Annotated in this window: 28 protein-coding genes; 12 read left to right on the top strand and 16 right to left on the bottom strand. The window is 63.3% G+C overall.

From position 1 onward, the window contains the following. Nucleotides 1-10: 10 nt before the first annotated feature. A complete protein-coding gene (locus X743_RS151865) occupies nucleotides 11-619 on the bottom strand; it encodes a TetR/AcrR family transcriptional regulator (protein WP_023766449.1) in 609 nt (202 codons plus the stop codon). A gap of 142 nt (nucleotides 620-761) precedes the next feature. Between X743_RS151865 and X743_RS151870 the strand changes: the two genes are divergently transcribed. Continuing rightward, on the top strand, nucleotides 762-1208 hold the full coding sequence (locus X743_RS151870; RefSeq protein WP_023766448.1) for an OsmC family protein: 447 nt from the start codon (nucleotides 762-764) through the stop codon (nucleotides 1206-1208). Nucleotides 1209-1225: 17 nt separating this feature from the next. Further along, a complete protein-coding gene (locus X743_RS151875) occupies nucleotides 1226-1612 on the top strand; it encodes a nuclear transport factor 2 family protein (RefSeq protein WP_023766447.1) in 387 nt (128 codons plus the stop codon). Between the two features lie 94 nt (nucleotides 1613-1706). Here the strand turns inward: X743_RS151875 and X743_RS151880 are convergent, their stop codons facing one another. From X743_RS151880 to X743_RS151910, 8 genes are all read right to left on the bottom strand, one after another. Next, nucleotides 1707-2318: a LysE family translocator gene (locus X743_RS151880; RefSeq protein WP_023766446.1), complete on the bottom strand. Its 612-nt coding sequence runs from the start codon at nucleotides 2316-2318 to the stop codon at nucleotides 1707-1709. A gap of 93 nt (nucleotides 2319-2411) precedes the next feature. Continuing rightward, nucleotides 2412-2705 carry a YkgJ family cysteine cluster protein gene (locus X743_RS151885; protein WP_085984580.1) on the bottom strand — a complete coding sequence of 98 codons (294 nt, stop codon included), beginning with the start codon at nucleotides 2703-2705 and terminating at the stop codon, nucleotides 2412-2414. 58 nt (nucleotides 2706-2763) lie between these two features. Then, nucleotides 2764-2928, bottom strand: coding sequence for a hypothetical protein (locus tag X743_RS1000000170760; RefSeq protein WP_023766444.1), 165 nt, complete (start codon nucleotides 2926-2928; stop codon nucleotides 2764-2766). A gap of 1 nt (nucleotide 2929) precedes the next feature. Beyond that, nucleotides 2930-3337 carry a hypothetical protein gene (locus X743_RS151890; RefSeq protein WP_023766443.1) on the bottom strand — a complete coding sequence of 136 codons (408 nt, stop codon included), beginning with the start codon at nucleotides 3335-3337 and terminating at the stop codon, nucleotides 2930-2932. After that, on the bottom strand, nucleotides 3337-3564 hold the full coding sequence (locus X743_RS151895) for a hypothetical protein (protein ID WP_023766442.1): 228 nt from the start codon (nucleotides 3562-3564) through the stop codon (nucleotides 3337-3339). Before X743_RS151895 ends, X743_RS151890 begins: the two co-directional genes overlap by 1 nt. Nucleotides 3565-3905: 341 nt before the next feature. Beyond that, entirely contained in the window at nucleotides 3906-4115 is a 210-nt protein-coding gene (locus tag X743_RS151900) for a cold-shock protein (RefSeq protein WP_010915421.1), read from the bottom strand. Nucleotides 4116-4616: 501 nt separating this feature from the next. Then, on the bottom strand, nucleotides 4617-5372 hold the full coding sequence (locus X743_RS151905) for an SDR family NAD(P)-dependent oxidoreductase (protein WP_023766441.1): 756 nt from the start codon (nucleotides 5370-5372) through the stop codon (nucleotides 4617-4619). 77 nt (nucleotides 5373-5449) lie between these two features. Further along, nucleotides 5450-6103, bottom strand: coding sequence for a glutathione S-transferase family protein (locus X743_RS151910; protein WP_023766440.1), 654 nt, complete (start codon nucleotides 6101-6103; stop codon nucleotides 5450-5452). A gap of 197 nt (nucleotides 6104-6300) precedes the next feature. Between X743_RS151910 and X743_RS1000000170755 the strand changes: the two genes are divergently transcribed. Then, nucleotides 6301-6489, top strand: coding sequence for a CsbD family protein (locus X743_RS1000000170755; protein WP_198028445.1), 189 nt, complete (start codon nucleotides 6301-6303; stop codon nucleotides 6487-6489). A gap of 25 nt (nucleotides 6490-6514) precedes the next feature. On the opposite strand, the gene X743_RS151915 is transcribed toward X743_RS1000000170755, so the two are convergent. Then, entirely contained in the window at nucleotides 6515-7648 is a 1134-nt protein-coding gene (locus X743_RS151915; protein WP_023766438.1) for a metallophosphoesterase, read from the bottom strand. A 122-nt stretch (nucleotides 7649-7770) separates the two neighbouring features. Between X743_RS151915 and X743_RS151920 the strand changes: the two genes are divergently transcribed. Then, nucleotides 7771-8370 carry a hypothetical protein gene (locus X743_RS151920; protein WP_023766437.1) on the top strand — a complete coding sequence of 200 codons (600 nt, stop codon included), beginning with the start codon at nucleotides 7771-7773 and terminating at the stop codon, nucleotides 8368-8370. 28 nt (nucleotides 8371-8398) lie between these two features. On the opposite strand, the gene X743_RS151925 is transcribed toward X743_RS151920, so the two are convergent. Next, nucleotides 8399-9112, bottom strand: coding sequence for a TetR/AcrR family transcriptional regulator (locus tag X743_RS151925; protein ID WP_051508551.1), 714 nt, complete (start codon nucleotides 9110-9112; stop codon nucleotides 8399-8401). An 82-nt stretch (nucleotides 9113-9194) separates the two neighbouring features. Between X743_RS151925 and X743_RS151930 the strand changes: the two genes are divergently transcribed. After that, on the top strand, nucleotides 9195-9971 hold the full coding sequence (locus tag X743_RS151930; RefSeq protein ID WP_023766435.1) for an NIPSNAP family protein: 777 nt from the start codon (nucleotides 9195-9197) through the stop codon (nucleotides 9969-9971). Here X743_RS151930 and X743_RS151935 read toward each other — a convergent pair. Together X743_RS151935 and choX are read right to left on the bottom strand one after the other, a co-directional pair. Next, nucleotides 9954-10811, bottom strand: coding sequence for an alpha/beta hydrolase (locus X743_RS151935; protein WP_031257847.1), 858 nt, complete (start codon nucleotides 10809-10811; stop codon nucleotides 9954-9956). The genes X743_RS151930 and X743_RS151935 overlap by 18 nt on opposite strands. Beyond that, entirely contained in the window at nucleotides 10808-11746 is a 939-nt protein-coding gene (gene choX, locus X743_RS151940) for a choline ABC transporter substrate-binding protein (RefSeq protein ID WP_023766433.1), read from the bottom strand. Before choX ends, X743_RS151935 begins: the two co-directional genes overlap by 4 nt. Nucleotides 11747-11838: 92 nt before the next feature. Between choX and betI the strand changes: the two genes are divergently transcribed. Next, complete coding sequence (gene betI / locus X743_RS151945; protein WP_084555530.1) at nucleotides 11839-12477, top strand: transcriptional regulator BetI; 639 nt, start codon at nucleotides 11839-11841, stop codon at nucleotides 12475-12477. Nucleotides 12478-12531: 54 nt separating this feature from the next. On the opposite strand, the gene X743_RS151950 is transcribed toward betI, so the two are convergent. Continuing rightward, nucleotides 12532-13503 (bottom strand): glycosyl transferase family 90, encoded by a 972-nt coding sequence (locus X743_RS151950; RefSeq protein ID WP_023766431.1) that lies wholly within the window; start codon nucleotides 13501-13503, stop codon nucleotides 12532-12534. A 224-nt stretch (nucleotides 13504-13727) separates the two neighbouring features. Here X743_RS151950 and X743_RS151955 point away from each other — a divergent pair, with 224 nt between their 5' ends. The 5 genes from X743_RS151955 (at nucleotide 13728) to X743_RS151970 (ending at nucleotide 18122) form a co-directional block, all read left to right on the top strand. Then, nucleotides 13728-14501, top strand: a complete 774-nt coding sequence (locus X743_RS151955; protein WP_023766430.1) for an SDR family oxidoreductase — start codon at nucleotides 13728-13730, stop codon at nucleotides 14499-14501. 272 nt (nucleotides 14502-14773) lie between these two features. Next, entirely contained in the window at nucleotides 14774-15325 is a 552-nt protein-coding gene (locus X743_RS1000000169830; protein ID WP_198028444.1) for a DUF805 domain-containing protein, read from the top strand. Nucleotides 15326-15489: 164 nt separating this feature from the next. Beyond that, nucleotides 15490-16887, top strand: a complete 1398-nt coding sequence (gene fumC / locus X743_RS151960; RefSeq protein WP_023766428.1) for a class II fumarate hydratase — start codon at nucleotides 15490-15492, stop codon at nucleotides 16885-16887. Between the two features lie 175 nt (nucleotides 16888-17062). Next, complete coding sequence (locus tag X743_RS151965) at nucleotides 17063-17485, top strand: DoxX family protein (RefSeq protein ID WP_023766427.1); 423 nt, start codon at nucleotides 17063-17065, stop codon at nucleotides 17483-17485. A gap of 232 nt (nucleotides 17486-17717) precedes the next feature. Further along, on the top strand, nucleotides 17718-18122 hold the full coding sequence (locus tag X743_RS151970) for a DoxX family protein (protein ID WP_023766426.1): 405 nt from the start codon (nucleotides 17718-17720) through the stop codon (nucleotides 18120-18122). 359 nt (nucleotides 18123-18481) lie between these two features. Here the strand turns inward: X743_RS151970 and ppx are convergent, their stop codons facing one another. After that, nucleotides 18482-20017: an exopolyphosphatase gene (gene ppx, locus X743_RS151975; protein WP_013896201.1), complete on the bottom strand. Its 1536-nt coding sequence runs from the start codon at nucleotides 20015-20017 to the stop codon at nucleotides 18482-18484. Next, nucleotides 20017-22218, bottom strand: a complete 2202-nt coding sequence (locus X743_RS151980; protein ID WP_023766425.1) for an RNA degradosome polyphosphate kinase — start codon at nucleotides 22216-22218, stop codon at nucleotides 20017-20019. The genes ppx and X743_RS151980 overlap by 1 nt, the downstream gene beginning before the upstream one ends. A gap of 144 nt (nucleotides 22219-22362) precedes the next feature. On the opposite strand from X743_RS151980, the gene X743_RS151985 reads away from it, so the two are divergent. After that, the gene (locus tag X743_RS151985; RefSeq protein ID WP_013896203.1) at nucleotides 22363-22608 is read left to right on the top strand and encodes a zinc-finger domain-containing protein; all 246 of its coding nucleotides are present in this window, start codon (nucleotides 22363-22365) and stop codon (nucleotides 22606-22608) included. Nucleotides 22609-22623: the final 15 nt, after the last annotated feature.

The following is a 22623-nucleotide window of genomic DNA, read 5'->3' as shown; positions in this document are numbered from 1 at the left end:
TTCGATGCCCTCAGACGGTTGTATCCGCGCGTTGCCGTGCCTCCCCAGCCAGCACGGCGCCTTCAATCAGTGCCGCGACCTCGTCGGCCACCGCCTTCAATGGCGCGCGGTCGCGGGTGGCGCGCGCGATCACCATCAGCCCTTCCAGCGACGATTCGACAAGCAGCGCCAAGGCATGCGCGCGACGCTCGGGCACCCCTGCCCTGACGAAGGCGTCTCGCAGCAAGCCTATCCACTGCTCGAAGGCCGAGCGGCACAGATCAGCCAGCTCCGGCACGTCGGTCGGCGAATCCAGCACGACCGGGGCGATCGGACAGCCGAGCGAAAACTGGTTGTCCTCCAGCATGCGCGCCACCGACTGGTAGATATGATGGACGGCAACCGCCGGATCGCGCTCCGCGGCCAGCGCCTCGGTGAGCCGCTCCGTCACCTCGGCAACGCTATCGCGCGTCACCTCGATCACCAGTTGGTCCTTGCCGCCGGGAAAATGGAAGTAGAGCGAACCGCGCGGCGCGCCGCTGGCGCTCAATATGTCGTTGAGCGAAGTGCCGTGATAGCCGCGCTGCCTGAGCAGCAGTCCGGTCGTTTCGAGTATGCGGGCCCGTGTATCGTTCGCCATGTCAACCTCTGTCAGCAGCGATCATTATAGGCCTTGCGTCGAATATGACAATCGGTCTACATAATATGTAGATCAGTCTATATATTCTGCACAAGGGTGCGGCGTAGCGTTTCAACCCAACCGGCCAACCCAGGAGGGTACAATGGCAACTCGTGAAGCTTCGGCCAGATGGCAAGGCACGCTGAAGGAAGGTTCGGGCCAGTTGCGGCTCGGCAGCGGTGTCTTCGAAGGCGCCTATTCCTTTCCGTCGCGTTTCGAGAACGGTCCAGGCACCAACCCGGAGGAGTTGATCGCGGCGGCGCATGCCGGTTGCTTCTCGATGGCACTGAGCGCCGTCCTCGGCAGCGAGGGCCACACGGCCCAAACTATCCACACGACGGCCAAGGTGCATCTCGGCGCGACCGCGGCCGGACCGACGATCACCCGCATCGAACTAGAGACTGGAGCAAATGTCGCCGGGTTGGGCGTAGACGATTTCGAAAGGCTGGCGCAGTCGGCCAAGGCAGGCTGCCTCGTCTCCCGGGCGCTGGCAGGTGTCGCCACGATCACGCTGAAGGCGACCCTTGTCGACGCCGCCATCGATCACTGAACGAAAGGGCCCAACCAATGACCAGGGAACTCATCATCGACCTCGCCACGGCAAAGCTCTCTGGCGAAACAGCCGAAATCATGCGGCGTTACAACGACGTGTTCCAGCGTCACGATCCATCGGCGCTCAACGAACTGGTGGCGCAGGACTGCGTGATCGAGAACACCACGCCGGCGCCGGACGGCGCCCGCCGCGCCGGCAAGGCCGCCTGCGTCGAACTGTGGTCAGCGATCGCCACCGGACCCGGCACGCGCTTCGACATCGAAGAGACTTTCGTGGCAGGCCACCGTGCCACGATCCGCTGGCGCTACTGGATGGCCGACGGCCATTCGGTGCGCGGCGTCAACCTCATGCGCGTCGCCGACGGACGGATCGTCGAGGCGATGGGCTATGTAAAGGGATAGCGCGCCCTGAACAGGGATATCCGGTTTTCCGTCCGGAATTGCGTATGAACAAGCACGGGAGCGGATCAGCGGGACTGAACCGCTCCCGGTGGCGCTACCGATCGGCCAATGCCAGCTTGGCGCCGAGCATGACGAAGGCTCCGGCAAACGTCCGGCGCATCCAGGTCAGCACCATGGGCCGCGACACGACATGGCTGCGGATCGAGGCGGCGAAGATGCCGTAGCCGACGAAGACCACGAAGGTCAAAAGCATGAAGACGGAGCTGAGCTCCAGCATCTTCGACAGGGCGTTGGGTTCGGTCGTGCTGACGAATTGCGGCAGGAAGGCGAAGAAGAAGATCGACAGTTTCGGGTTGAGCACGTTGACGAGGATGCCGGTGGCGATCACCTTGCCGGCCGAACGCGGCGCGACATTGTCCTCGACGCTCAGGCCGCCCTTCTCCTTCAGCGTGTTCCAGGCCATGTAGAGCAGATAGGCGACACCGAGATATTTCAGCGTCTCGAAAGCGACCGCACTGGTATGCAGCAGCGCCGCAAGGCCGGTGATGGCGGCGGCCATGTGCGGGATGATGCCGAGCGTGCAGCCGAAGGCAGCGATGATCGAGGCCCGCGCGCCGCGCGAAAGCCCAGCGCTCAGCGTGTAGAGAACGCCGGTGCCGGGCGAAGCCACGACGATCAGCGACGTCAACAGAAATTCGATGCTCACGATGATCTCCTCCGGCACCCTGCCCGGCCAGGAAGGTACCGGGCCGCGGGTCCACGCACAAGCGGGGGGAGATTGGCAGTTACACGGGCAATTCTAGAAGATCGGCAATCCGTGTTCGCGGCGCGCCATCAGGCACTCCGCGTCGCCGGGCATGCAGGCGCGGCAGACGTCCGGCCGGACATCATAGATGCCGCAAGCGGTCGCCTTGCCGACTTCGCCGGACAAGGCCGAGCAGCGCACGCCGTCGCAGCGCATGCCGGACAGGTCAGCCGCTATGTATTTTTCCGGGATGCGGTCGAGCTGTGCGTCATCCTCGGTGGAAAAACGCGGCCATTCGGCCGAGTAAGAGCAACAAGCGCCGCAGCTCTGGCAGTCGAAGGCAGGCACCTGCGAACCGCGCGGTGCGAGCGCGGCAAGATCATGATCGGCGTCGCGCGGCAAGGCGCTATTTCTTCTTGCCTGCCTTGCCGCGGGGCGTCTCGGCCGGCGACTTGAACAGGTCGGTCGCGGTGTCGGCCGCGTCGGCTTTCGGCGCGGCGGCCGGCTTGGCCGGCTTGGCGGCGGCGACCGACGCCGCAGGCTGGTCCTTGGCGGAGAATTTTATGGCCATGTCAGTCCTCGTCGGCGAAACGCGATGATGGTGCGCGTGGATTGCGCAGGCGGCCGATCAGCGCCGAAACCGCCGTGATGTTCATTTCCTCGGGCGACCAGTTCTTTACCGCCTCGATGTGGTGGGGCGCCAGTTCGCGATGCGTGCTGCCGCTGTAGGCGGCGTCCTGATAGGTCACCCGCTCATGGGTCTTGGCGTCCTCGCGGACATATTCGATCAGGTAGTTCGGGCACTCGGCACGGCCGCGCACACCGACGCGCACCTGGGCATCGCCATGGGCGCGTTTGCAGCGCTCGAGCTTTTCCAGGACACGGCGGACGTACTCGACAGGCTTGTCGAGCCCTTCGACCATGTCGGCGATGGTCGCGTCGGCGGCGATCGGCGTTGGCGGTACGCGCTTGGTGGCCATCAGCGTTTTCCAGCCCGTTTCGGCAATGCCGGGCGGGCCGCGGCCGCGGCCATCTCGTCGGCTTCCTTTTCCAGGCGCAGTTCGCGCAAGCGAGCCGTCTTGGCCTCACGCGCCGCGCTGACGGCATCGCGCTCGGACATGATGCGGTTGAGCGACATCGACTGGGTTTGCGTCTTGCTGAACAGCGACACCGCCGGTTCGGCGGCTGTCTTCGAATGGGCGGTCAAAATCTTTCTCCTGTCAGGAGCCTGGTGCCGATAGGGCGAGACCGGGTCTTCGGTCAGGACCACGCACTGCTGGAGCGTCCCTTAGCACGTTCAGCACGATGCGCAGCGCATTTTCGGCGGCCACAAGCGTAAAATGAAAAAGGCCAGGCACCGCCTGACCTTCCATGGGAGCACCGCGCATCCACGCGCATCCAGATGGATGCACAGGATGGATGTACAGGAACACTCCTCTCATGCGCATGATGTGCCTTGGAAACTCAGGTCTCCGTGGCCATGCGCCAGAATTCGCCACTCACCGGTGCCAGTACATCCGTGGTCACCGGGAGGGCCGAATTCTTTTTTCAGGCCGCCTTCAACTGGTCGGCGGACATCTTGCCCGACTTGTTGTCGCGGACCATCTCGTAGCCAAGCTTCTGGCCTTCGACGATGTCGCGCATACCGGCGCGCTCTACGGCCGAGATGTGGACGAAAACGTCGGCCGAGCCGTCGTCAGGCTGAATAAAACCAAAACCTTTGGTGGCGTTGAACCATTTAACTGTGCCGGTGCTCATAAACGAACCCTTTCCATGGCAAATATTCGCTAACCGCGGTGCGAATGCACAACGATTTTTGTCTCGATTTTTGATGGGGAAGTTCGTCAAAGGCGCGCATTCGGGCGCGGATAACAAAAGTCAGTCAAACAAATATCGACATGTTTCTTCTAGACTTCTTTTGGCGGCGAGTCAATTTCTGGTTTCTCAGCGGGCCGAATTCAATCTTGGGTTGCCTGGCGCAGGGGCCTCAACTGGCCAAGCCACTGAACGACCACGCGTTCATTTTTCATCAAAAAGCATCACGCCGGAACCAATTCCACGCTGGCGCATTTCGAGGGTGTCGGTAGTCCTATCAATCTCAGGATGCTGACAAAAGGACGCCTCCCGCACGATAAAAGGTGCGAGGGGCGTTCTTGTATGTGCCGGGTCGTAAGCTCGCGCCGATCAGCGGCAGTATCTCGTCATGGAACCCGAGGTCACGCGACGCTGGAGGTCACAGGCCCCTGCTCCGCCCGCGGTTCAGCGCTCCTGATCGGTCGGGCGGATGAGGATTTCGTTGATGTTGACGCGCGGTGGCTGGCTGACGGCGTAGAGGATGGCGTTCGCAATGTCATCGGCGGTCAGCGCTTCCAGGGTGGCGAGGCGTTGGTCGAGGCCGGCCTTCATGGCGGGATTGGTGATGTGGTCGCCAAGCTCGGTGCGCACCAGGCCGGGCTCGATGACGGTGACGCGCACCTTGTCGACATAGACCTCGCGGCGCAGCGATTCCGAGAACGCGACGACACCAAATTTGGTTGCCGCGTAGCCGCTGGCACCCGGATTGGCGACGCGGCCGGCGACCGAGGATACGTTGACGACATGGCCCTTGGCAGCCTTGAGGTGCGGCAATGCCGCCTTCGTGGCGGCCATCAGGCCGATCAGATTGAGCTCGATCATGCGGCGCCAATCGTCGAGGTCGGCTTCGGCCGCCGGCGACAGCAGCATGACCCCGGCATTGTTGACGAGAATGTCGAGCCGGCCCCATTCGGAGACAACCTTGTCGACCATGGCGGTGATGTCGCCGCCCTTGGCAATATCGGCTTCGATGGCGAGCGCCTTGCCGCCAGCCTTCTCGATGCGGCCAACCAGCATGTCGAGGCGATCGGCGCGGCGAGCGGCGACCGCCACCTTCGCGCCGGCGGCGGCAAGTGCCGCCGCGGTCGCCTCACCGATGCCCGACGAGGCGCCAGTGACGAGCCCGACCTTGCCCATGAGAGGGGAATTAGAGGATGTCATGGATCTTCTCCAGATGCCCGGCCCACCCCTTCAGATAGGCCGCGCGAACGTTTCTGGAAGCCCAGCCTGTGGCAAGGTTATTCGTCCGGCCCGGGTTCCGGCCACATTTCCTTCGCCGCTTCCGCATACCAGTGCCGCATCGCAGGCGTGGCCAGCACGGCGTCGACATAGGCCCTGGTGTCGGCCGCCAGCACGCCGCCATAGGTGTCGAAGCGGGTGACGACCGGCGCATACATGGCGTCAGCGGCGGTGAAATGGCCAAACAGGAACGGGCCGCCCTTGCCGTATTTTTCGCGGCACTCGCGCCACAGCGCCTCGATGCGGGCGCGTTGCGCCTCGCCTTCGGCGTCGAGCGGCTTATGGACCTTGGGCCGGCGCAAATTCATCGGCCAGCCGTAGCGGACTTCGCGAAAACCGGAATGCATCTCGGTCGCCACCGAGCGCGCCAGCGCGCGGGCGCCAAGGTCGTCCGGCCAGAGTTTTTTCTGCGGGTAGAGGTCTGCAAGATATTCAAGGATGGCAAGGGTTTCCCAGACGATCCTTCCGCTGTGATTCAAAACCGGGACCTGGCCGGTCGGCGACACTTTCGCCAGATTGGCGGCGGTCTCCGGCGTGCGCAGGCGCACAAAACCTTCCTCGAACGGGATCTCCAGATGCCTCATCGCCAGCCACGGCCGCAGCGACCATGAGGAGAAGCATTTGTTGCCGATGTAGAGCGTGAATTCCGCCATTTTTCTCCCCGCGCACGATGTCCAAACCCGATGCGTATTCACAGCCTAGCCTGCCGAGCTTTCGCCAGGAAGCGACGGTGCGACGTGATCTGCCGGCCGAACGACGCCTGGAACCCAAGCGGGATCCGTCCGTTGGCTTGCCGCGGATGAATTCGTTCGAATTCAAAACCCAATTCCTTCGAATTCAAAACTGGGAGATGCCGAAAATGGTGAACAAGGATCAGGTCGCAGGCGTGGCCAAGCAGGTCAAGGGTTCGGTCAAGGAGGTCGCCGGCAAGGCGACCGGCAACAGGCAGACCCAGGCCAGAGGCATGGCCGACAAGGCCACCGGCAAGGTGCAGAAGGCCTATGGCGATATGAAGGAAAAGATCAAGAAGGCGCTTTGACCTCTTCGGATGGCTACATCGACTGTCATGTGCTCCAGCCTTTGCTGAAGGCATTGGTGAAGGCGACCTCGCCATGGTCATCGATCGCCTCGCCAAGCGCGACGTCCATGCCGTCGCTGGTCACCCTGGCGACGGCGAAACCTCCCATATAGGCGGCCTTCGGCTTGAACAGGTCGAGCCCGTCGCGGCGGTAGATCAGCGGCGTGGCGTGCTGGTGGCCGTGGAAGATGGCGACGACATTGTAGCCCTTCAGCGCCGCCAGCAGCGCCTGCCTGTCGGCTTCGCCCCACCAGTGCGGCGCGCCGGCGCCGTCATCGTCGTAGGTTCTCGTGGCGGCATCCCAACGCTCGATCGAGAACGTGTCCCAGCCATAGTGCTGGAACAAGATGACGGGACGACCGTCCGCCGCGTAGGTCGCCAGGTCCTGCTTCAGCCATGGCAGGCTGCTTTCGGCGCCGTGGCCGATGTCACCGGCGAAACGATGGGTCTGGACGAGATGCAGGCCGCCCCAGTCCCAGGAATAGCAATCGGTGTCGACATCGTAGCTGGTGGCCGGCACGGGCGGCTTGAAGAAGACGCCGGCACGGTGGTTGACCTCGACATAGTCGCGCATTTCGCGCCGGTACCAGTCGACATGGTGCGGCGGCCCGTTCTGGTCGAGATCATGATTGCCGAGACCGACATAGACCGGCATGTGAACGCGATCGGGGCCGACACCTTGCTGGTAGCGCTGGCTGAACTGCAGAAGCTGCGTGCCCTCGCTCGGCTGGGTGATCTGGCCGCCGCCGTCGTCTGTGATGTCGCCGCCGACGACGAGACCGAGTGGCGTGCCGATGCGGCTGCCAGCCGAACGCAGGCCGGTGGCGACGCCGTCGATTTCGGCGGGCCAGTCCTTGTCGCCGATGGCGTTCAGCGCCGCTACATTGCGCAGCAATGCCGCGTCGGTCTTGCCTTCCTGCTGGCAGTTGGGGCTCAAACCGCTTGCCATGCGGCAGGCATGAATATCGGCGATGAACAGAAAAGTGGCGTCGATGGGCTGGACGCGTTGCCCAGTCTGACCGAGAGCCGGGCGTGACAGCACGCCAGCCGCGGCAAAACCGGCGGCCCGCGCTAGGAAGCAGCGTCGTGAAAGCAATGCCGGCGACAGGCGATTCATCATCGGGGAATTTCAGCACGGAGAGCGGGCGGCCGTCCAGCGCCTCTCCTTGCAGCCGAGCATCGACATAGGTTCATGGGTCTGGCATGTCTAACCCTCAACTTGCGCGAGCAGAGGAGGACGAAATGAAAACCGCACCGATCTGCGTGATCCTTGCCGCGATCGTGATCCCGTCCGCGAGCACCGCGCATGCCGCCGGTTGCATCGACGCAAAGTCCGCCAAGAATGGCTTCATCCTGGCGAGGCCCGGCATCCAAAGCGAGTTTCGGCCCGTAGCCGGCGGAATGGTCTCCGTCGTCAACACCTACGCTTCGCAATCACCACAGAAGCAGTTCCTGTTTGCCGGCCTGATCGAGGTGTTTCGCGACAGCGACACCGGCCGGCTGGCGATGATCCCGTTTTCCGACCTGCGAAAACTGTTTCCGCTGAAGAAGGGGACCAAAGGCACGATCGAATTTGTCGAGCTGTCGCCCAGCAAGCAACCGAAGAGCACCAAGACGCTGACGCTGGTCGTCAAGGGCAAGGAGACGTTCAGCCTGGGCGACTGCAAATACAATGTGCTCGCCGTCCAGGAGACCTTCAAGAACGGAGCCGGCGAGACGCTCGATGCCTATACCGCGCTCTACGCACCCGATCTGCAAGCCGCCCTCGCCCGGCGCTACGATGAAGGCACCAGCAAGGAATCGGTGAACGGCTACGAGACGATCAAACCGCTGGCCGAGTAAGGGACGCAGGCCGAGTAAGAAACTGGCCTCACGAGGTTCCGTACCGCCGCAGCACCCTGCGACGCCGCCTCGCTCCCGTCTCTCCCTGGGAAGACTCGCCCTGGGACGACTCGGCCTGGGAAGCGTCCCATTCCAACGCCGCGAGGCAATCGCGCAACGGGCCGGCATCCTGCGCCGTCTTGGCCATCGACATGGCGCCGGAGTAAGTGGCCACCACCAGCGCCGCAAAGCGTTGGGGATCGGTGCCCTGCTCCCTGCCCGCCTGCTGGTCGGCCCTGATCTTGTCGGCGATCGCCTGCCGCCATCCCGAAAAGATGCCGGCAAGGGCGGTGCGGAATTCCGAGTCCGCAAGGGACAGTTCGTGCGCCAGGTTGTTGAGCGGGCAGCCGCGCACGAAACCCTGCTGTTCCAGTTCGGCCGCCACGGCCTCGAAGACAGCGCGCACGCCCTCGCGCACCGAGGCCGCAGCCTTGACCGGCGCGATCCATGTCTCTTCGACCGCCGCCGCCACGCGCTCCTCGATCACCGCCAGGGCCAGCGCCTTCTTGGTCGGGAAATGGTGATGCAGCGCACCACCGCTGACCCCAGCCGCCGCCATCAGATCGCCGAGGCTGGATGCGTGATAGCCGCGCGCCTGGAACGCGACCTCGGCGACATCGAGCACTTTGTTGCGCAGGCCCTCGGGGTCGTTGGTGCGTTTTGATGGCCGCCCTTTCAGACGCCCGGCGATCTCTGCTGACATTTGCACACGATAGCAGATTGACAAAACAGGACAACCGGTCTGTTTTGTAAACCGGATGATCAACCTGTTTTGGAGATGACCGATGGACCTGCCCCCGAACACCGGGCCCGATCTGCCCGCGTCGCCCGTCGTCGAGTTGCGGCAATACACGTTGAAATCGGGCCAGCGCGACACACTCATCGACCTCTTCGACAGCAAGTTCATCGAGGGCCAGGAAGACGCCGGGATGACCATTATCGGCCAGTTCAGAGACCTCGACCGTCGCGACATGTTCGTCTGGCTGCGCGGTTTCGACGATATGGACTCACGCAAGGATGCCCTGGCCGCGTTTTACGGCGGCCCGATCTGGGCGGCGCACCGCGATGCGGCCAATGCGACGATGATCGATTCCGACGATGTGCTGCTGCTCAAGCCGGCGTGGCCAGGCGCCGGCTTCGACCTGTCAGGGCTGCGGCGAGCAGGCCTGGCCACCGACGAAAAGCCAAGCAAGAACAGGCCCCTGCCCGGCATCGTTGTCATCCAGATTCACCATCTGCGGCGTGGCGCCGAAACCGGTTTCGCCCGCCGCTACCAGGCCGAGATGGCACCGTTGATGGCGGCAACCGGTGCGAGCCTGCTTGCCGCCTTCGTTACCGAGCATGCCGAAAACAGCTTTCCGCGCTTGCCGGTGCGGGTGAGCGAGAACGTCTTCATCGGCGTGCTGGGCTTTGACGGTGCCGAAACGCACGCACGCCACGAGGCCGCGCTCGCCGGCTCGGCCGCATGGCAGGTCTTCTGGCAGGCTGCGCGGCCCGAGCTGACCAAGCCGACGGAGACGCTGCGGCTGTCGCCCACCGCGCGATCATTGGTCGGGCGGTGATCTCAGGCCTCCGAAGGCCTCGATGATGGCCTTGGCGACGAGAGCCGGGTCTTCCCAATGCGGATTGTGGCCACAGGCCTCGGCGCGGACGAGGACGGCCTCGGGAAGAGCCCTGAGCAATGCCTGCTGGTGCGCCTCCCCGAACAGCGGATCGCATGCGCCGGCGATGATCAGCGTCCTGGTCCGCACGGCTCGTGCCGCACCGCTCAGGTCGGCACTGCAGATCTCCTCCAGGATCGCGCGCCAGCGCGACGCCGGCATCGCCGAGGCATCCTCCGCGAGGCCGGCGAGAAAGGGCTGCGGCACGCCGTCCCGGCAGGCATGCCACCAGGCATAGAACGGGTCGGCCGGCGATATCGGGTCGTGCAAGGCCTTAACGCCCGCGACCAGCGCATGATCGGGCGAGAAGCCAGGCTTCACCGTGCCGGCCATGACCACCAGTCCCCCGACAAGCGCATCATGTCGCGCGGCCAATGCGATGGCCACCATGGCGCCCAGGGAATGGCCGACGACGACGGGCCGGTCGAGCCGCAAACGCCGGACCAGCCCGGCGATGTCATCGGCAAAATCGGCGATGCCGAAGCCTTTTCCCGCTTGCGATGCGCCGTGGCCGCGCAGGTCGGGCATGATCAGCCGGCGGCCAGCCAGATGCGGCGCCAGGAGCGAAAAGCTGCGACTGGTGTCGGTGAAGCCATGCACCAGAACCAGCGCCGGCTCGGCGCCCGCGATCTCGACACAGGCGATCTCGAGGCCGCCAACATCGACCAATCGCTTGCGGCCGGCCCAGGCGTCCTGTTCCGCCCCAGCGTTGGGCAAGGCATCCAGCGCGGCCGAGCTCACAGGCCGAGCTTTTCCTTGACCGCGGCAAGGCCGGGCTTGCCGTCGAAAGTGGTGACGCCGGCCAGCCAGGCATCGAGGCGGTTCTTGTTCAGTGCGACCGCCTTCAGCGCCCCGTCCTCCGGCTTCATGCCGTCGTTGATCAGGTAGCCCATGCCGACATTCTCGAAATCGATGTCGAAGGCGAGATTTTTCAAGAATTGCGCGACGTTCGGGCACTGATCGAGATAGCCCTTGCGCACCTGCGTCGTCACCGTGGCGGCGCCGAAATTCGGGCCGAAGAACTTGTCGCCGCCGGTCAGGTACTTGAAATCGTACATGGTGTTCATCGGATGCGGCGCCCAGCCCTGGAAGACGATGAACTGCTGCTCCTTGATCTCGTAGCCGACCTCGGAGAGCATGCCGGCCTCGCTGGACTCGACCACGTGCCAGCCATCGAGGCCAAAGCTCGGATCGGCGATGGCGTCCATCATCAATTGGTTCGAGCCGGGCTCGATGCCGTACATCTTCTTGCCGAACTTGTCGGCGAACTTGTGCAGGTCGGCAATGTCCTTGACGCCGGCCTCCCAGACATAGGTCGGCACGGCGAAGGTGTATTTGGCACCGACGAGATTGACGCGCACATTCTCGATCGAGCCGTCCTTCTTGTAGGGCTCGTAGTAAGTGACCATCGCCGGGTCCCAGTAGCCCAGGAACAGGTCAAGATCCCTGTTCTTCATGCCTTCGTAGATGACGTTGATGCCAAGCACCTCGCTTTGCGGCTGATAGCCGAGCGCTTGCAGCAGGACGTTGGCCACGCCCGTGGTGAAGGCAAGATCGTTCCAGCCCGGCTCGGCCATGCGGACCGTCCTGCACTCCTCCGCTTCTGCCGCCTGGGCTGCCTGAGACGCCAGCGCCAACGCAGCGAGACACACGCCATTTGCAAGGATGCGCAACACTTCGGTTCTCCTCTTGTGACCAATTATTGTCTGATTGACCAACTGGTCTTTTTATTGCCCCACTGGTCAATGATTGATCTGACCGGACGAAAATGTCAACGTGGATTCGCCATGCATGGATCGAACCCGTGAAACTCAAGCGTCTCGGCGACATACGCCGCAAGGAATTGCGGCAGGCAGCGTTCGCGGTGCTGGAGCGCGAAGGCATTGCAGGTGCCACGCTGGAAAAGGTTGCCGCCCACGCAGGCGCCTCCAAGGGCATCGTGCTGCACTACTTCCGCAACAAGCAGGAATTGTTCGAGCATGCCATGCGCGAGGCCAATGCCGTCCTGCGCGACGCGGTGGTCGCCCGGCTGCGCCAGGCGCGGACGCCGATGGAGCGCCTCGATGCCGTGATCGACGGCAATTTCGAGGAGCACCTGTTCCGGCCACCGCTATGCCATGCCTGGCTTTCGCTTTGCGCCGAGGTGCCGCGCGACGAGAAGCTGGCGCGCATCCAGAAGGTGCTTCACGCCCGCATGCGCTCGAACCTGTTGTCCGGCCTGCGCGGCCTTGCCCCGCCGGCGGATGCCGACGACATCGCGCTTGGCGTCACCGCGCTGATCGACGGGCTTTGGCTGCGGCTCGGCCTGCAACCAGGCAGCGTCTCGCGCGAACAGGCGATCCGCCAGGTCAGAGATCTTGTCGCCGCGCGACTGGCCATGCACCGGCCTGCAACCGCCGGCGCGTAGACCGGCTGGCTTGCCAGCCGGGCTGAGTTTCACCTCATGGGGAAAGGCGCACGGTCAGATCGGCCAGCCGGTTGCGCGCTTGCGGTGCTGGAGACCGGATTTCAGATTGCCGCCGGCGGCGGCGTGATCGCCCAGGAGCTTCGCCCATGCCGTCACGGCCGCCGCGCGGGTCAGGCGGTTCTGTGCGAAGTGCTGCGCCTCCGTGGCTATTTCGGCTTCCCTCTTCGGATTGGCGCGCAGCCACTCGATGCGCTCTGCCAGATCTGACATGTCGCGCGCCACCGGGACATAATGGCGAAACGGCTCGATATCGTCGAAGAACCACTCGCGCCATGGCCGATCCTGCAGCAGAACCACCCGTTTGGTGTGGAGCAGCATCTTGAAGCGGCCACTGTAGCCGGCGCCCTCGATGTCGATCATGTACCTGTACGTTGCGACCTGTTCCTCCATCGTCCTGAAACTGGTGGAATAGCGATTGATGGCGACATCGTAGTTCGGCTCGGTGTCATAAGCCTCCAGCAAGTCTGACCGGGCTTTTGCGAGATCGACGACCCTTTTGCGGGCTTCGTTCATGCAGCGCCCCGCCCAGAACAATCTGTTGTCGCGCGGCGGCTCTTCCGATGCCGCCGCCATCGCTCGTGTCTTCCCATCATAGTCGTCGAACTTTGCGTCCGGCCATCCATCGAAAACGAAATCGGGCGCCGCCACCTCGCCATAGCCATTGGCTTGGGAGAAGGCAAAGCGGGTGCGGAAACGGCGATGCCTTCTGCGGGACGGCGTGTCTCCGAGAAGCATGTAGAAAGGCGGCATGCTGCGGGCGCCAAGCGAGGCCAATGCCTCGGCAATCAGCGTCAGGACCTGCACGTGCCGTTCAAGCCAGGCGGCACGGGAGCGCACGATGAGCTTCCCCTTGTCAAGGCGACAGTAGATTTCACCCCGATTAAGCCCTGGCAGAAAGCGCCTGCCGACCTCGACGACATCGACCGGCAAGGGAAGCTTTCGGTTCGCCGTTTCGAGAGTAGCCATTTTCAACAATGCTTCTTGGGAAAGGTATTTCGATAGGAAGCCCGTGGCGCCTCACTTGAAACCACACACCGCTCGATCAAGCCGGCTATCCTGTTCGCCCCTCCGAAGCAAGCCGCAGGGCCGGCAGCGATCGAAGTTCATACCGTGGGATAGGCCGCTGGGTTGACCACTGCCGCGACTATGCGGTGCTCTTGGGCTGGCCAAGGCTGCTTTGGAGCGTTCCCATGAAACTTCGCAACAAGCGCGCGCTGGTGACCGGCGGCTCGGACGGCATCGGCCTTGCGATCGCCGAGGCATTCCTGCGCGAGGGCGCCGATATGCTGATCGTCGGCCGCGACGCCGGCAAGCTCGAAGCCGCGCGCCAGAAGCTGACAGCTACCGGCCCTGTCGGCACGGTCGAGACATTGTCGGCCGATCTTGCCGCCAGCCCCGGTATCGACGCCGTCGTCGACCATGTGAAAGCGGCCGGGCAGCGGCTCGATATCCTCGTGAACAATGCCGGTGTCGCCTACCTCGTGCCGTTCGAGACCGTCAGCGAGACACAGTTCCAGCACTCCTTCGCGCTCAATGTGACGGCGGCGTTCTTCCTCACCCAGGGTCTGTTGCAGCATTTCGGCGCCGGCGCATCCGTCATCAACATCTCCTCCTATTTCGCCAACAAGATGATCCCGAAGCGCCCATCCAGCCTCTACTCGCTGTCCAAGGGCGCGCTGAATTCGCTGACCAAATCGCTTGCCTTCGAACTCGGCCCGCGCGGCATCCGGGTCAACGCCATCGCGCCCGGCACCGTCGACACCGCCATGCGGCGCAAGACCGTCGACAACCTGCCGGCCGAGGCACAGGCGGAGCTGAAGGCCTATGTCGACCGCAGCTATCCGCTGGGCCGCATCGGCCGCCCGGACGATCTGTCTGGCATCGCGGTCTATCTCGCAAGTGACGAGGCCGCGTGGACGAGCGGTGGTATCTTCGCGATCGACGGTGGATATACTGTAGGGTGAGCGCCAGTTGTCGCCCTGCCTGAGACGGACATGCGCGGCGCGTTGTTGCCCCGGACCAGAGAGATCCGATCGTCAGCCAAACTGCTGCTTCAGCTGACGAGTCCATATCCTATAGACAAAAATAAATACTGATCTTTGTTTATTTTCTTCATTCCTTATCATTTAACCATCCAGATGGGCGGCTCGCCATTTTCCTTATTTCGCCAGGAAATCTTCAGTAACTTTTTACATACGCAATGAATATTGCCCCCACATGCCGATGGGGGATGTACATGAATCTTTTGTTTGGATTTTCCGGGCGGATCGGGCGTGGGCAATGGTGGTTGGCCCAGTTCGTGGTGCTGGCCCTGTTGGTGGTGACCGTCGCAGCCCTTGTCCATGTCGCAGGCTTATCGGCTGGACAAAGGCTCAGGGCGCTTCATTCAGACAGCCTAAGTGTCAGCCTGGCGCTAATCATCGGCTCCGTCCTTTCGCTCTGGATCAATTTCGCCGCAACGATCAAGCGGTACCATGATCTGGACAAGTCGGGCGTATGGTCCCTGCTGTTGTTGCTCCCCTATATCGGCGGACTATGGGTGCTCGTCGAATGCGGCTTTTTCTCCGGTTCAGGCGGCAACAACGATTATGGCCCGCCATCCGGCACGGATGATTCCGGAAGCGAGCTCAGCACACACATCTCGCGTATGAAGGCCGAGCACTCTGTTCAGCAGCAATCGCGATCCACCAGGCTGGACCAGCAAGCCAGCAGGATCGATCCCGCACCACCGGCGCCGCAAACGAGGCGTCCCACAGGTCCAACCGGATTTGGCCGCCGCGGCCTCTAGGTCGGGAAAGACAGTTCCGCGAACATGCGGGCGCCTGCATACAAAGCGTAATCCCACGGGACCATCTTCAACCGATTTGCATCCTCACCGTCCGCAATCTCCGCTTGATGCGTTTTGTGCAACGCGATACGCCGTTGCCCAAATCGACAGACCGGAGACTTGCCGTGAGCACGCCAAAGACCAGAACCGAAACCGACACGTTCGGTCCCATCGAGGTCGCCGCCGACCGCTATTGGGGCGCGCAGGCGCAGCGTTCCCTGGGTAATTTCAAGATCGGCTGGGAAAAGCAGCCGGTTTCGGTCGTGCGGGCGCTCGGTATCGTCAAGCGGGCGGCGGCGGAAGCCAATATGGAGCTGAAGCGGCTCGATCCCGCGATCGGCAAGGCGATCATCGCGGCCGCGCAGGAGGTTATCGACGGCAAGCTCAACGAACATTTCCCGCTGGTGGTCTGGCAGACCGGCTCGGGCACGCAGTCCAACATGAACGCCAATGAGGTGATCTCCAACCGGGCGATCGAGATGCTGGGCGGCGTCATGGGCTCGAAGAAACCCGTGCATCCCAACGACCACGTCAATATGAGCCAGTCGTCGAACGACACCTACCCGACGGCGATGCACATCGCCTGCGCCGAGCGCATCGTGCACGACCTGTTGCCGGCGCTGAAGCACCTGCACAAGGCGCTGGCCGCCAAGAGCAGGGAGTTCAACCACATCATCAAGATCGGCCGCACCCACACGCAGGATGCCACGCCGCTGACACTTGGCCAGGAATTCTCGGGCTATGCGGCGCAGGTCGCCTCGTCGATCAAGCGCATCGAGTTGACGCTGCCCGGCCTGCAGGAACTGGCGCAGGGCGGCACCGCCGTCGGCACCGGGCTCAACGCCCCGGTTGGCTTTGCCGAGCGGGTGGCCGACCGCATCGCCGCCATCACCGGCATCGCCTTCGTCACCGCACCCAACAAGTTCGAGGCGCTCGCGGCGCACGATTCCATGGTGTTCTCGCACGGCGCCATCAATGCCGCTGCCGCAGCCCTGTTCAAGGTCGCCAACGACATCCGCTTCCTCGGCTCCGGGCCGCGCTCGGGCCTCGGTGAATTGTCGCTGCCGGAAAACGAACCCGGCTCGTCGATCATGCCGGGCAAGGTCAACCCGACGCAGTGCGAAGCGTTGACCCAGGTCTGCGTGCAGGTGTTCGGCAACAATGCCGCCGTCACTTTCGCCGGCAGCCAGGGCCACTTCGAGCTCAACGTCTACAATCCGCTGATGGCCTACAATTTCCTGCAGTCGGTGCAGTTGCTCGCCGACGCTTCGGTCTCCTTCACCGACAATTGCGTCGTCGGCATCGAGGCTCGCGAAGACAACATCAAGGCGGCCCTCGACCGCTCGCTGATGCTGGTGACGGCGCTGGCGCCAACCATCGGCTACGACAATGCCGCCAAGATCGCCAAGACGGCGCACAAGAAGGGCACGACGCTGCGCGAGGAAGCGCTGGCCACCGGCCTGGTCAGCGAGGCCGACTATGACCGGCTGGTGCGGCCCGAGGACATGACGCATCCGGGGTGAGGTTTTCGGCGGGAAAATTTACCCCCGTCACCGCCTCATCCGACACGAATTTCGCGCGCGTCGCGCGATCACGGGAACGTATGACCTGTGAACAATGTGTCGCCACATAGGCGGCTTTGGTGAACAGTCGGCATCGTCTATCTGGGTGGTCACTCAACCCATTCGGAGAGCCACCATGTCCACCAACACTTCCGCCGCCGGCGCCGGCACAGCGTCCAATAGTTCTGTCACGATCCTGCTCGGCCGCATCCTGCTCGCGGTCATTTTCCTGCTTTCCGGCTTCGGCAAGCTGACCGCCATTTCCGGAACCGCTGGCTATTTCGGCGCCCTCGGGCTGCCGTTGCCAACCGTAACGGCCGTCGTCGTCGGCCTTATCGAACTGCTCGGCGGGCTCGCCATCCTCGTCGGCTTCCAGACCAGGATCGCCGCCTGGGTGCTCGCTATCTTCACGGTCGCCACCGGCCTTGTCGCCCACACCGGCTGGGCCGACCAGATGCAGATGATCCAGTTTCTCAAGAACCTCGCCATCACCGGCGGCTTCCTGCTGCTGGCTTCGTCGGGCGCCGGCGCCTACTCTATCGACGCCAAGCGCGGCTGAGTTCCTTGTCCTGACGCAGTTCCCGAGGGAAAGCGCTATGCGCTTTTCCTGGAAATTGCTCCAAGCCTTCCCTCCCAAGCCTTGAAAATGGAAGCGGCGCGGAATTTTTCGCGCCGCTTTTTCGTTGTCTGGAATAGGCGGCTCTCCGGTTTCAGCCGCAGCCTCGCAGGCGTAGACTGCCTGGCCGCCGGCTGCGCCCGATCGTGCGGCGACGGCGACAAGGGAGATGGCCATGGCCCGCAACGCATTGCTCCTGGTTTCGCGGCTGCTGTTTGCCGTGCTGTTCGTACCGTCCGGCTTCCAGGCGCTGGCCAACATCGCCGGCACGACCAATTATTTCGCCGGCCTGGGCCTGCCGCTGCCCGCGCTTGCCGCCTGGGGCACGGGCCTGTTCGAGCTGATCGCCGGGCTGCTGATCCTCATCGGCTTCCAGACGCGGATCGTGGCGCTGCTGCTTGCCGCCTTCTGCATCGCGGCCGGCTTCATCGGTCACTACGGCCAGGGCGCTGGCGATGCGACGCTCGCCTTCCTGCACCAGCAGATGCTGATGAAGGACATTGCGATCGCAGGCGGCTTCCTGGCGCTGGGCATGGCCGGTGCGGGCGCATGGTCGGCCGACGGGCGCGGCGCGGTTTGATATCGTCTTAGTCCCGAGCCAGGTCGACCCCCACTCCGTCTCGGCTTCGCCGAGCCACCTCTCCCTCGATCGACGGGGTAGAGGAAGGGCGCGAGCCTATTGCCGCCAACGCTTTTCCAACGAGGCTCCCTTCCTCTCCCTCCGGAGGGGGGAGAGGTGGCGCTGCGAAGCAGCGACGGAGTGGGGGANTTCCAACGAGGCTCCCTTCCTCTCCCTCCGGAGGGGGGAGAGGTGGCGCTGCGAAGCAGCGACGGAGTGGGGGAAGCCGGTCATCAAACGCGAAACCGCTGGCAAGTGGCGCGATTGAATTGATTCAATATCCGCGTGGGTCCGATAAATCACGCTCTGATGGGCCGTGTTCATTTCACCGACATGCTCGGGCCGCCCTCGACCGCCAGCACCAGCCGACGGTTGGTGATGCGCGCCAGTTGCGCTAGGCGCCCGGCCGGCCGTTCGCCATAGAGGTCGGCCAGCGAGGCCGGCAACACCAGCGCCAGCACGCCGTTTGCGCGCTGCTCCCACTTTAGCCTGGGCATGATGCCGGGCATCGAGGCCGTCAGCAGATAGACCACGCGCATCATCGCCGCCAGAACCCGGGCACGTTCCAGATAGCGCGGCGTCGCCAGCGCCTTGATTTCGGGCGCGATGGATTCGTTGAAGATGCCATCGTGGCGATAAGCGTTGGCCAAGGCCAGGAAGGCACGGCCGGGATGGTCGACGCCGAAGAAGGAGGCGTGCGCGATGATGTTGAGCGACTGCCTGCCGCGATACTCCGGATGGGCGCGCCAGCCGATATCGGCCAGCAAAGCGGCGGCGTGACGGTAGCGCGCCTCGTCCTCGGTCTCATCGATGCCGAAGGCGGCAAAGGATTTTGCCGTCCAGTCGACCAGTTCATGCGAATGGGTGAGCGAGCGCGAGCGTAGCCGGGCGAGTTCCTCGGATGCCGAAATCAACGGATCGGCCTTCTGCTCGGCCTCGTCGAGCAGCGAATAGAGGAAGCCTTCGCGCACACCGAGTGCCGAGACGATGATCTTCGACGGCTGCATGGCCGCCATGATCTCCTGCAGCACGATAGAGCCGTAAGGCAGCAGCGAGCGGCGATTTTTCGATACGCCTTCAATGCCCTTGATCTTCTCGATCTCGGCTTTTGCCACCTGCTTGAGAAAGGCCGTCGCGCTCTCGGCGGATATCTCGTAGTGGTGCATGACGCCAAGCGGGTAGTTGGTCATCTCCATGTGCAGCCGGGCGAGGTTTCGCCAGGTGCCGCCGACGGCGTAGAAGGGCCGGCCCTGCCCGCCCTTCAACAGCTTGGCCCGCGCCAGTTCGTCGCGCGCGATCTTCTGCGCCTGGGTGAGCGAGTTCTTGGCCATGTCCTGCAGGCGCAGGCCACCGAGCGGCAGCGTTATGCCATCGCCGATCGCCTCGCCATTGACGTCGACCAGTTCGAGGCTGCCGCCGCCGAGATCGCCGGCGATTCCGTTGGCCGGATGGAAGCCGGAAATGACACCGAGCGCCGAATAATAGGCCTCCTGGCGTCCGCTGATGACACGGATTTCGGTCTTCAGCACCTCTTCGGCGCGGTGGATGAAATCGGGACCGTTGATCGCCTCGCGGGCGGCAGCGGTGGCCAGCACATACATATGCTCGGCCCCGGCCTGGTCGGAGAGCGCACGGAAGCGGCGGAACTCCTCCATCGAGCGCGTCACCGCCTCGGGATCGAGTTTGCCGGTCGAAACGATGCCACGGCCAAGGCCGGCCAGCATCTTTTCGTTGAACAGCATGGTCGGCGAGCGCGCCAGCCCCTCATAGACGACAAGGCGGATCGAATTCGAACCGATGTCGATGATGGACAGCGGTCGGCGGTCCTGCAGCCGGCCCTGGGAATCAGACAGCATCAGCCGGACGCTGCGGCGTTCTTCTTGCGGCGCTTGAACTGCGCGATGCGCTTGGGCGCGTGCGACTTCAGCGCGTCACCCCGTCCCGACAGGCTCGGATTGGTCATGAAATATTCCTGCGCGTTGAACGGTTCCTCGCCCTCCTCCAGCACGACGCGCCGGGAGGTTCCATCAGCCAATACGTCGAAACTTTGCTGATTGTCCATGATGTTGCCGAGCATGATCTGGCCAAGGACCTGTTCATGCACAGTTGGATTGGTGATCGGCACCATCGTCTCGACGCGGCGGTCGAGATTGCGCGGCATGAGATCGGCCGAGGAGATGTAGACGATCGCTTCGTCCGAGGGCAGGCCATGGCCATTGCCGAAGCAATAGATGCGGCTGTGCTCGAGGAACCGGCCGACGATCGACTTCACCCGGATGTTTTCCGAAAGCCCGGGAACCTGAGGCCGGAGGCAACAGATACCGCGTACGACGAGGTCGATCTCGACGCCGGCGCGGCTGGCATCATAGAGCGCATCGATGATGATCGGGTCGACAAGCGCGTTCATCTTCATCCAGATGCGCGCCGGCTTTCCCTCCAGCGCGTGGGCGACTTCGGCGGAAATGTGCTTCAGGATGCGGCTTCTCAGCGTGAAGGGCGAGATCGCCAGCCGCATTTCATCGGTCGGCTCGGCGTAGCCGGTGATGAAATTGAACAGCTGGGCGACGTCGCGGGCGATCGTCGGATCGGTGGTGAAGAAGGACAGGTCGGTGTAGATGCGCGCGGTGACCGGATGGTAGTTGCCGGTGCCCAGATGCACGTAATTGCGCAGCTTGCCGTCCTCGCGGCGCACCACCAGCGACATCTTGGCGTGGGTCTTGAGTTCGAGGAAACCGAACACGACCTGCACGCCGGCGCGCTCCAGATCGCGCGCCCAGCGGATGTTGGCTTCCTCGTCGAAACGGGCCTTGAGCTCGACAAGCGCGGTCACCGACTTACCGGCCTCGGCCGCATCGACCAGCGCGCGCACGATCGGGCTGTCGTTGGAGGTGCGGTAAAGCGTCTGCTTGATCGCCACCACCTCGGGGTCGGCCATGGCCTGACGCAGGAACTGCACCACGACGTCGAAGGATTCATAGGGGTGGTGGACGATGATGTCCTTCTCGCGGATGGCGGCAAAACAGTCGCCGCCATGCTCGCGGATGCGCTCGGGAAAGCGCGGATTGTAGGGCGTGAACTTCAGGTCGTCGCGGGCGACCGCCACGATCTCGGAGATCTGGCTGAGCGCCAACGGGCCGGTGAGCACGCTGATGCGGCTCGACGAGACGCCAAGCTCTCCGGCAACGAAGTCGCGCAATTCGCTGGGCATCAGCTTGTCGAATTCGATGCGGATCACCGAACCGCGACGGCGGCGCTTCAGCGCCGTCTCGAACAGGCGCACGAGGTCTTCCGATTCCTCCTCGACCTCGATGTCGCTGTCGCGGATGATGCGGAATGTGCCGGAACCCTTGACCTCATAGCCGGGGAACAGCTTGCCGATATAGAGGCCGACCGCCTCTTCCAGCGGGATGAAGCGGACATGGTGCTTGCGATCCGGAAGGCGGATGAAGCGCTTCAGCGCCACCGGCAGGCGCAAGAGCGCGCTCATCTCCTCGCCATTCTTGCGATGGCGAAGCTGCAGCGCCATCGAGAAACCGAGATTGGGAATGAACGGGAATGGATGCGCCGGGTCGATCGACAACGGCGTCAGCACCGGAAACACCTGGTCCTGGAAATGCTCTTCCAGCCAGGCCTTCTCATCCTTGGTCAGCGCATCCCGCGTAATGGTCTCGATGCCTTCCTTGTTGAGCAGCACGGTCAGCGCCGATAGGCTCTTCTGCTGGTCTTCCTGCAGCCGCTCGACCTCGCGCAGCAGCTGTTCGAGCTGCTGTTCGGGCGTGCGGCCGTCAGGGCTCTTCAAGACGATGCCCTCGCGCACCTGGCCGGCGAGGCCGGCGACACGGACCATGAAGAACTCGTCGAGATTGGCGGCCGAGATCGACAGGAAGCGGACGCGCTCCAGCAGCGGGTGATTGGTGTTCAGCGATTCCTCGAGCACGCGGCGATTGAACTGCAGCCAGGAAAACTCGCGATTGACGAAACGGTCTGGATTGCCGCCCTCCGGGCTTGCCGCCTCGACATTGATGAATTCGCTCTGCACCGGCTTCAGTTCGTTCATTGTTCCTGCTCTTCCCACCAGCTCGGCCGGTTAACCGGCTTAACTTATCCTCTGACAGGCTTTTGCGACAGTTTGATTTCATCGATCTTGCAAAGAGACCTGTTATGATCCAGATGCATGCGAGACTGCGTTAAGGAGACGACGATGGCAGGCGGTTCCATTCCCCATTTCCAGAACGATGCGGGCTTTCCGGCAATCGACATCGGTGTCAAGGAATTCATGTGCACGGGCGCCAACCCGCCTTTCGACCATCCGCATGTGTTTCTCGACATGGGCGACGACAATGAGAAGGTCTGCCCCTATTGCTCGACGCTCTACCGCTATTCGCCGAAGCTGAAGGCCACGGAAACGCTGCCGGCGGGCTGCCTTTACATCGACCAGGCCGCCTGATCCTTCCGCGACGGG

This window comes from Mesorhizobium sp. LNHC232B00, assembly GCF_000502435.1.
GTDB classification, from domain to species: Bacteria; Pseudomonadota; Alphaproteobacteria; order Rhizobiales; family Rhizobiaceae; genus Mesorhizobium; species Mesorhizobium opportunistum.
Note: the sequence above shows the minus strand (reverse complement) of the source record. Positions and strands in the feature narration are given on the sequence as shown.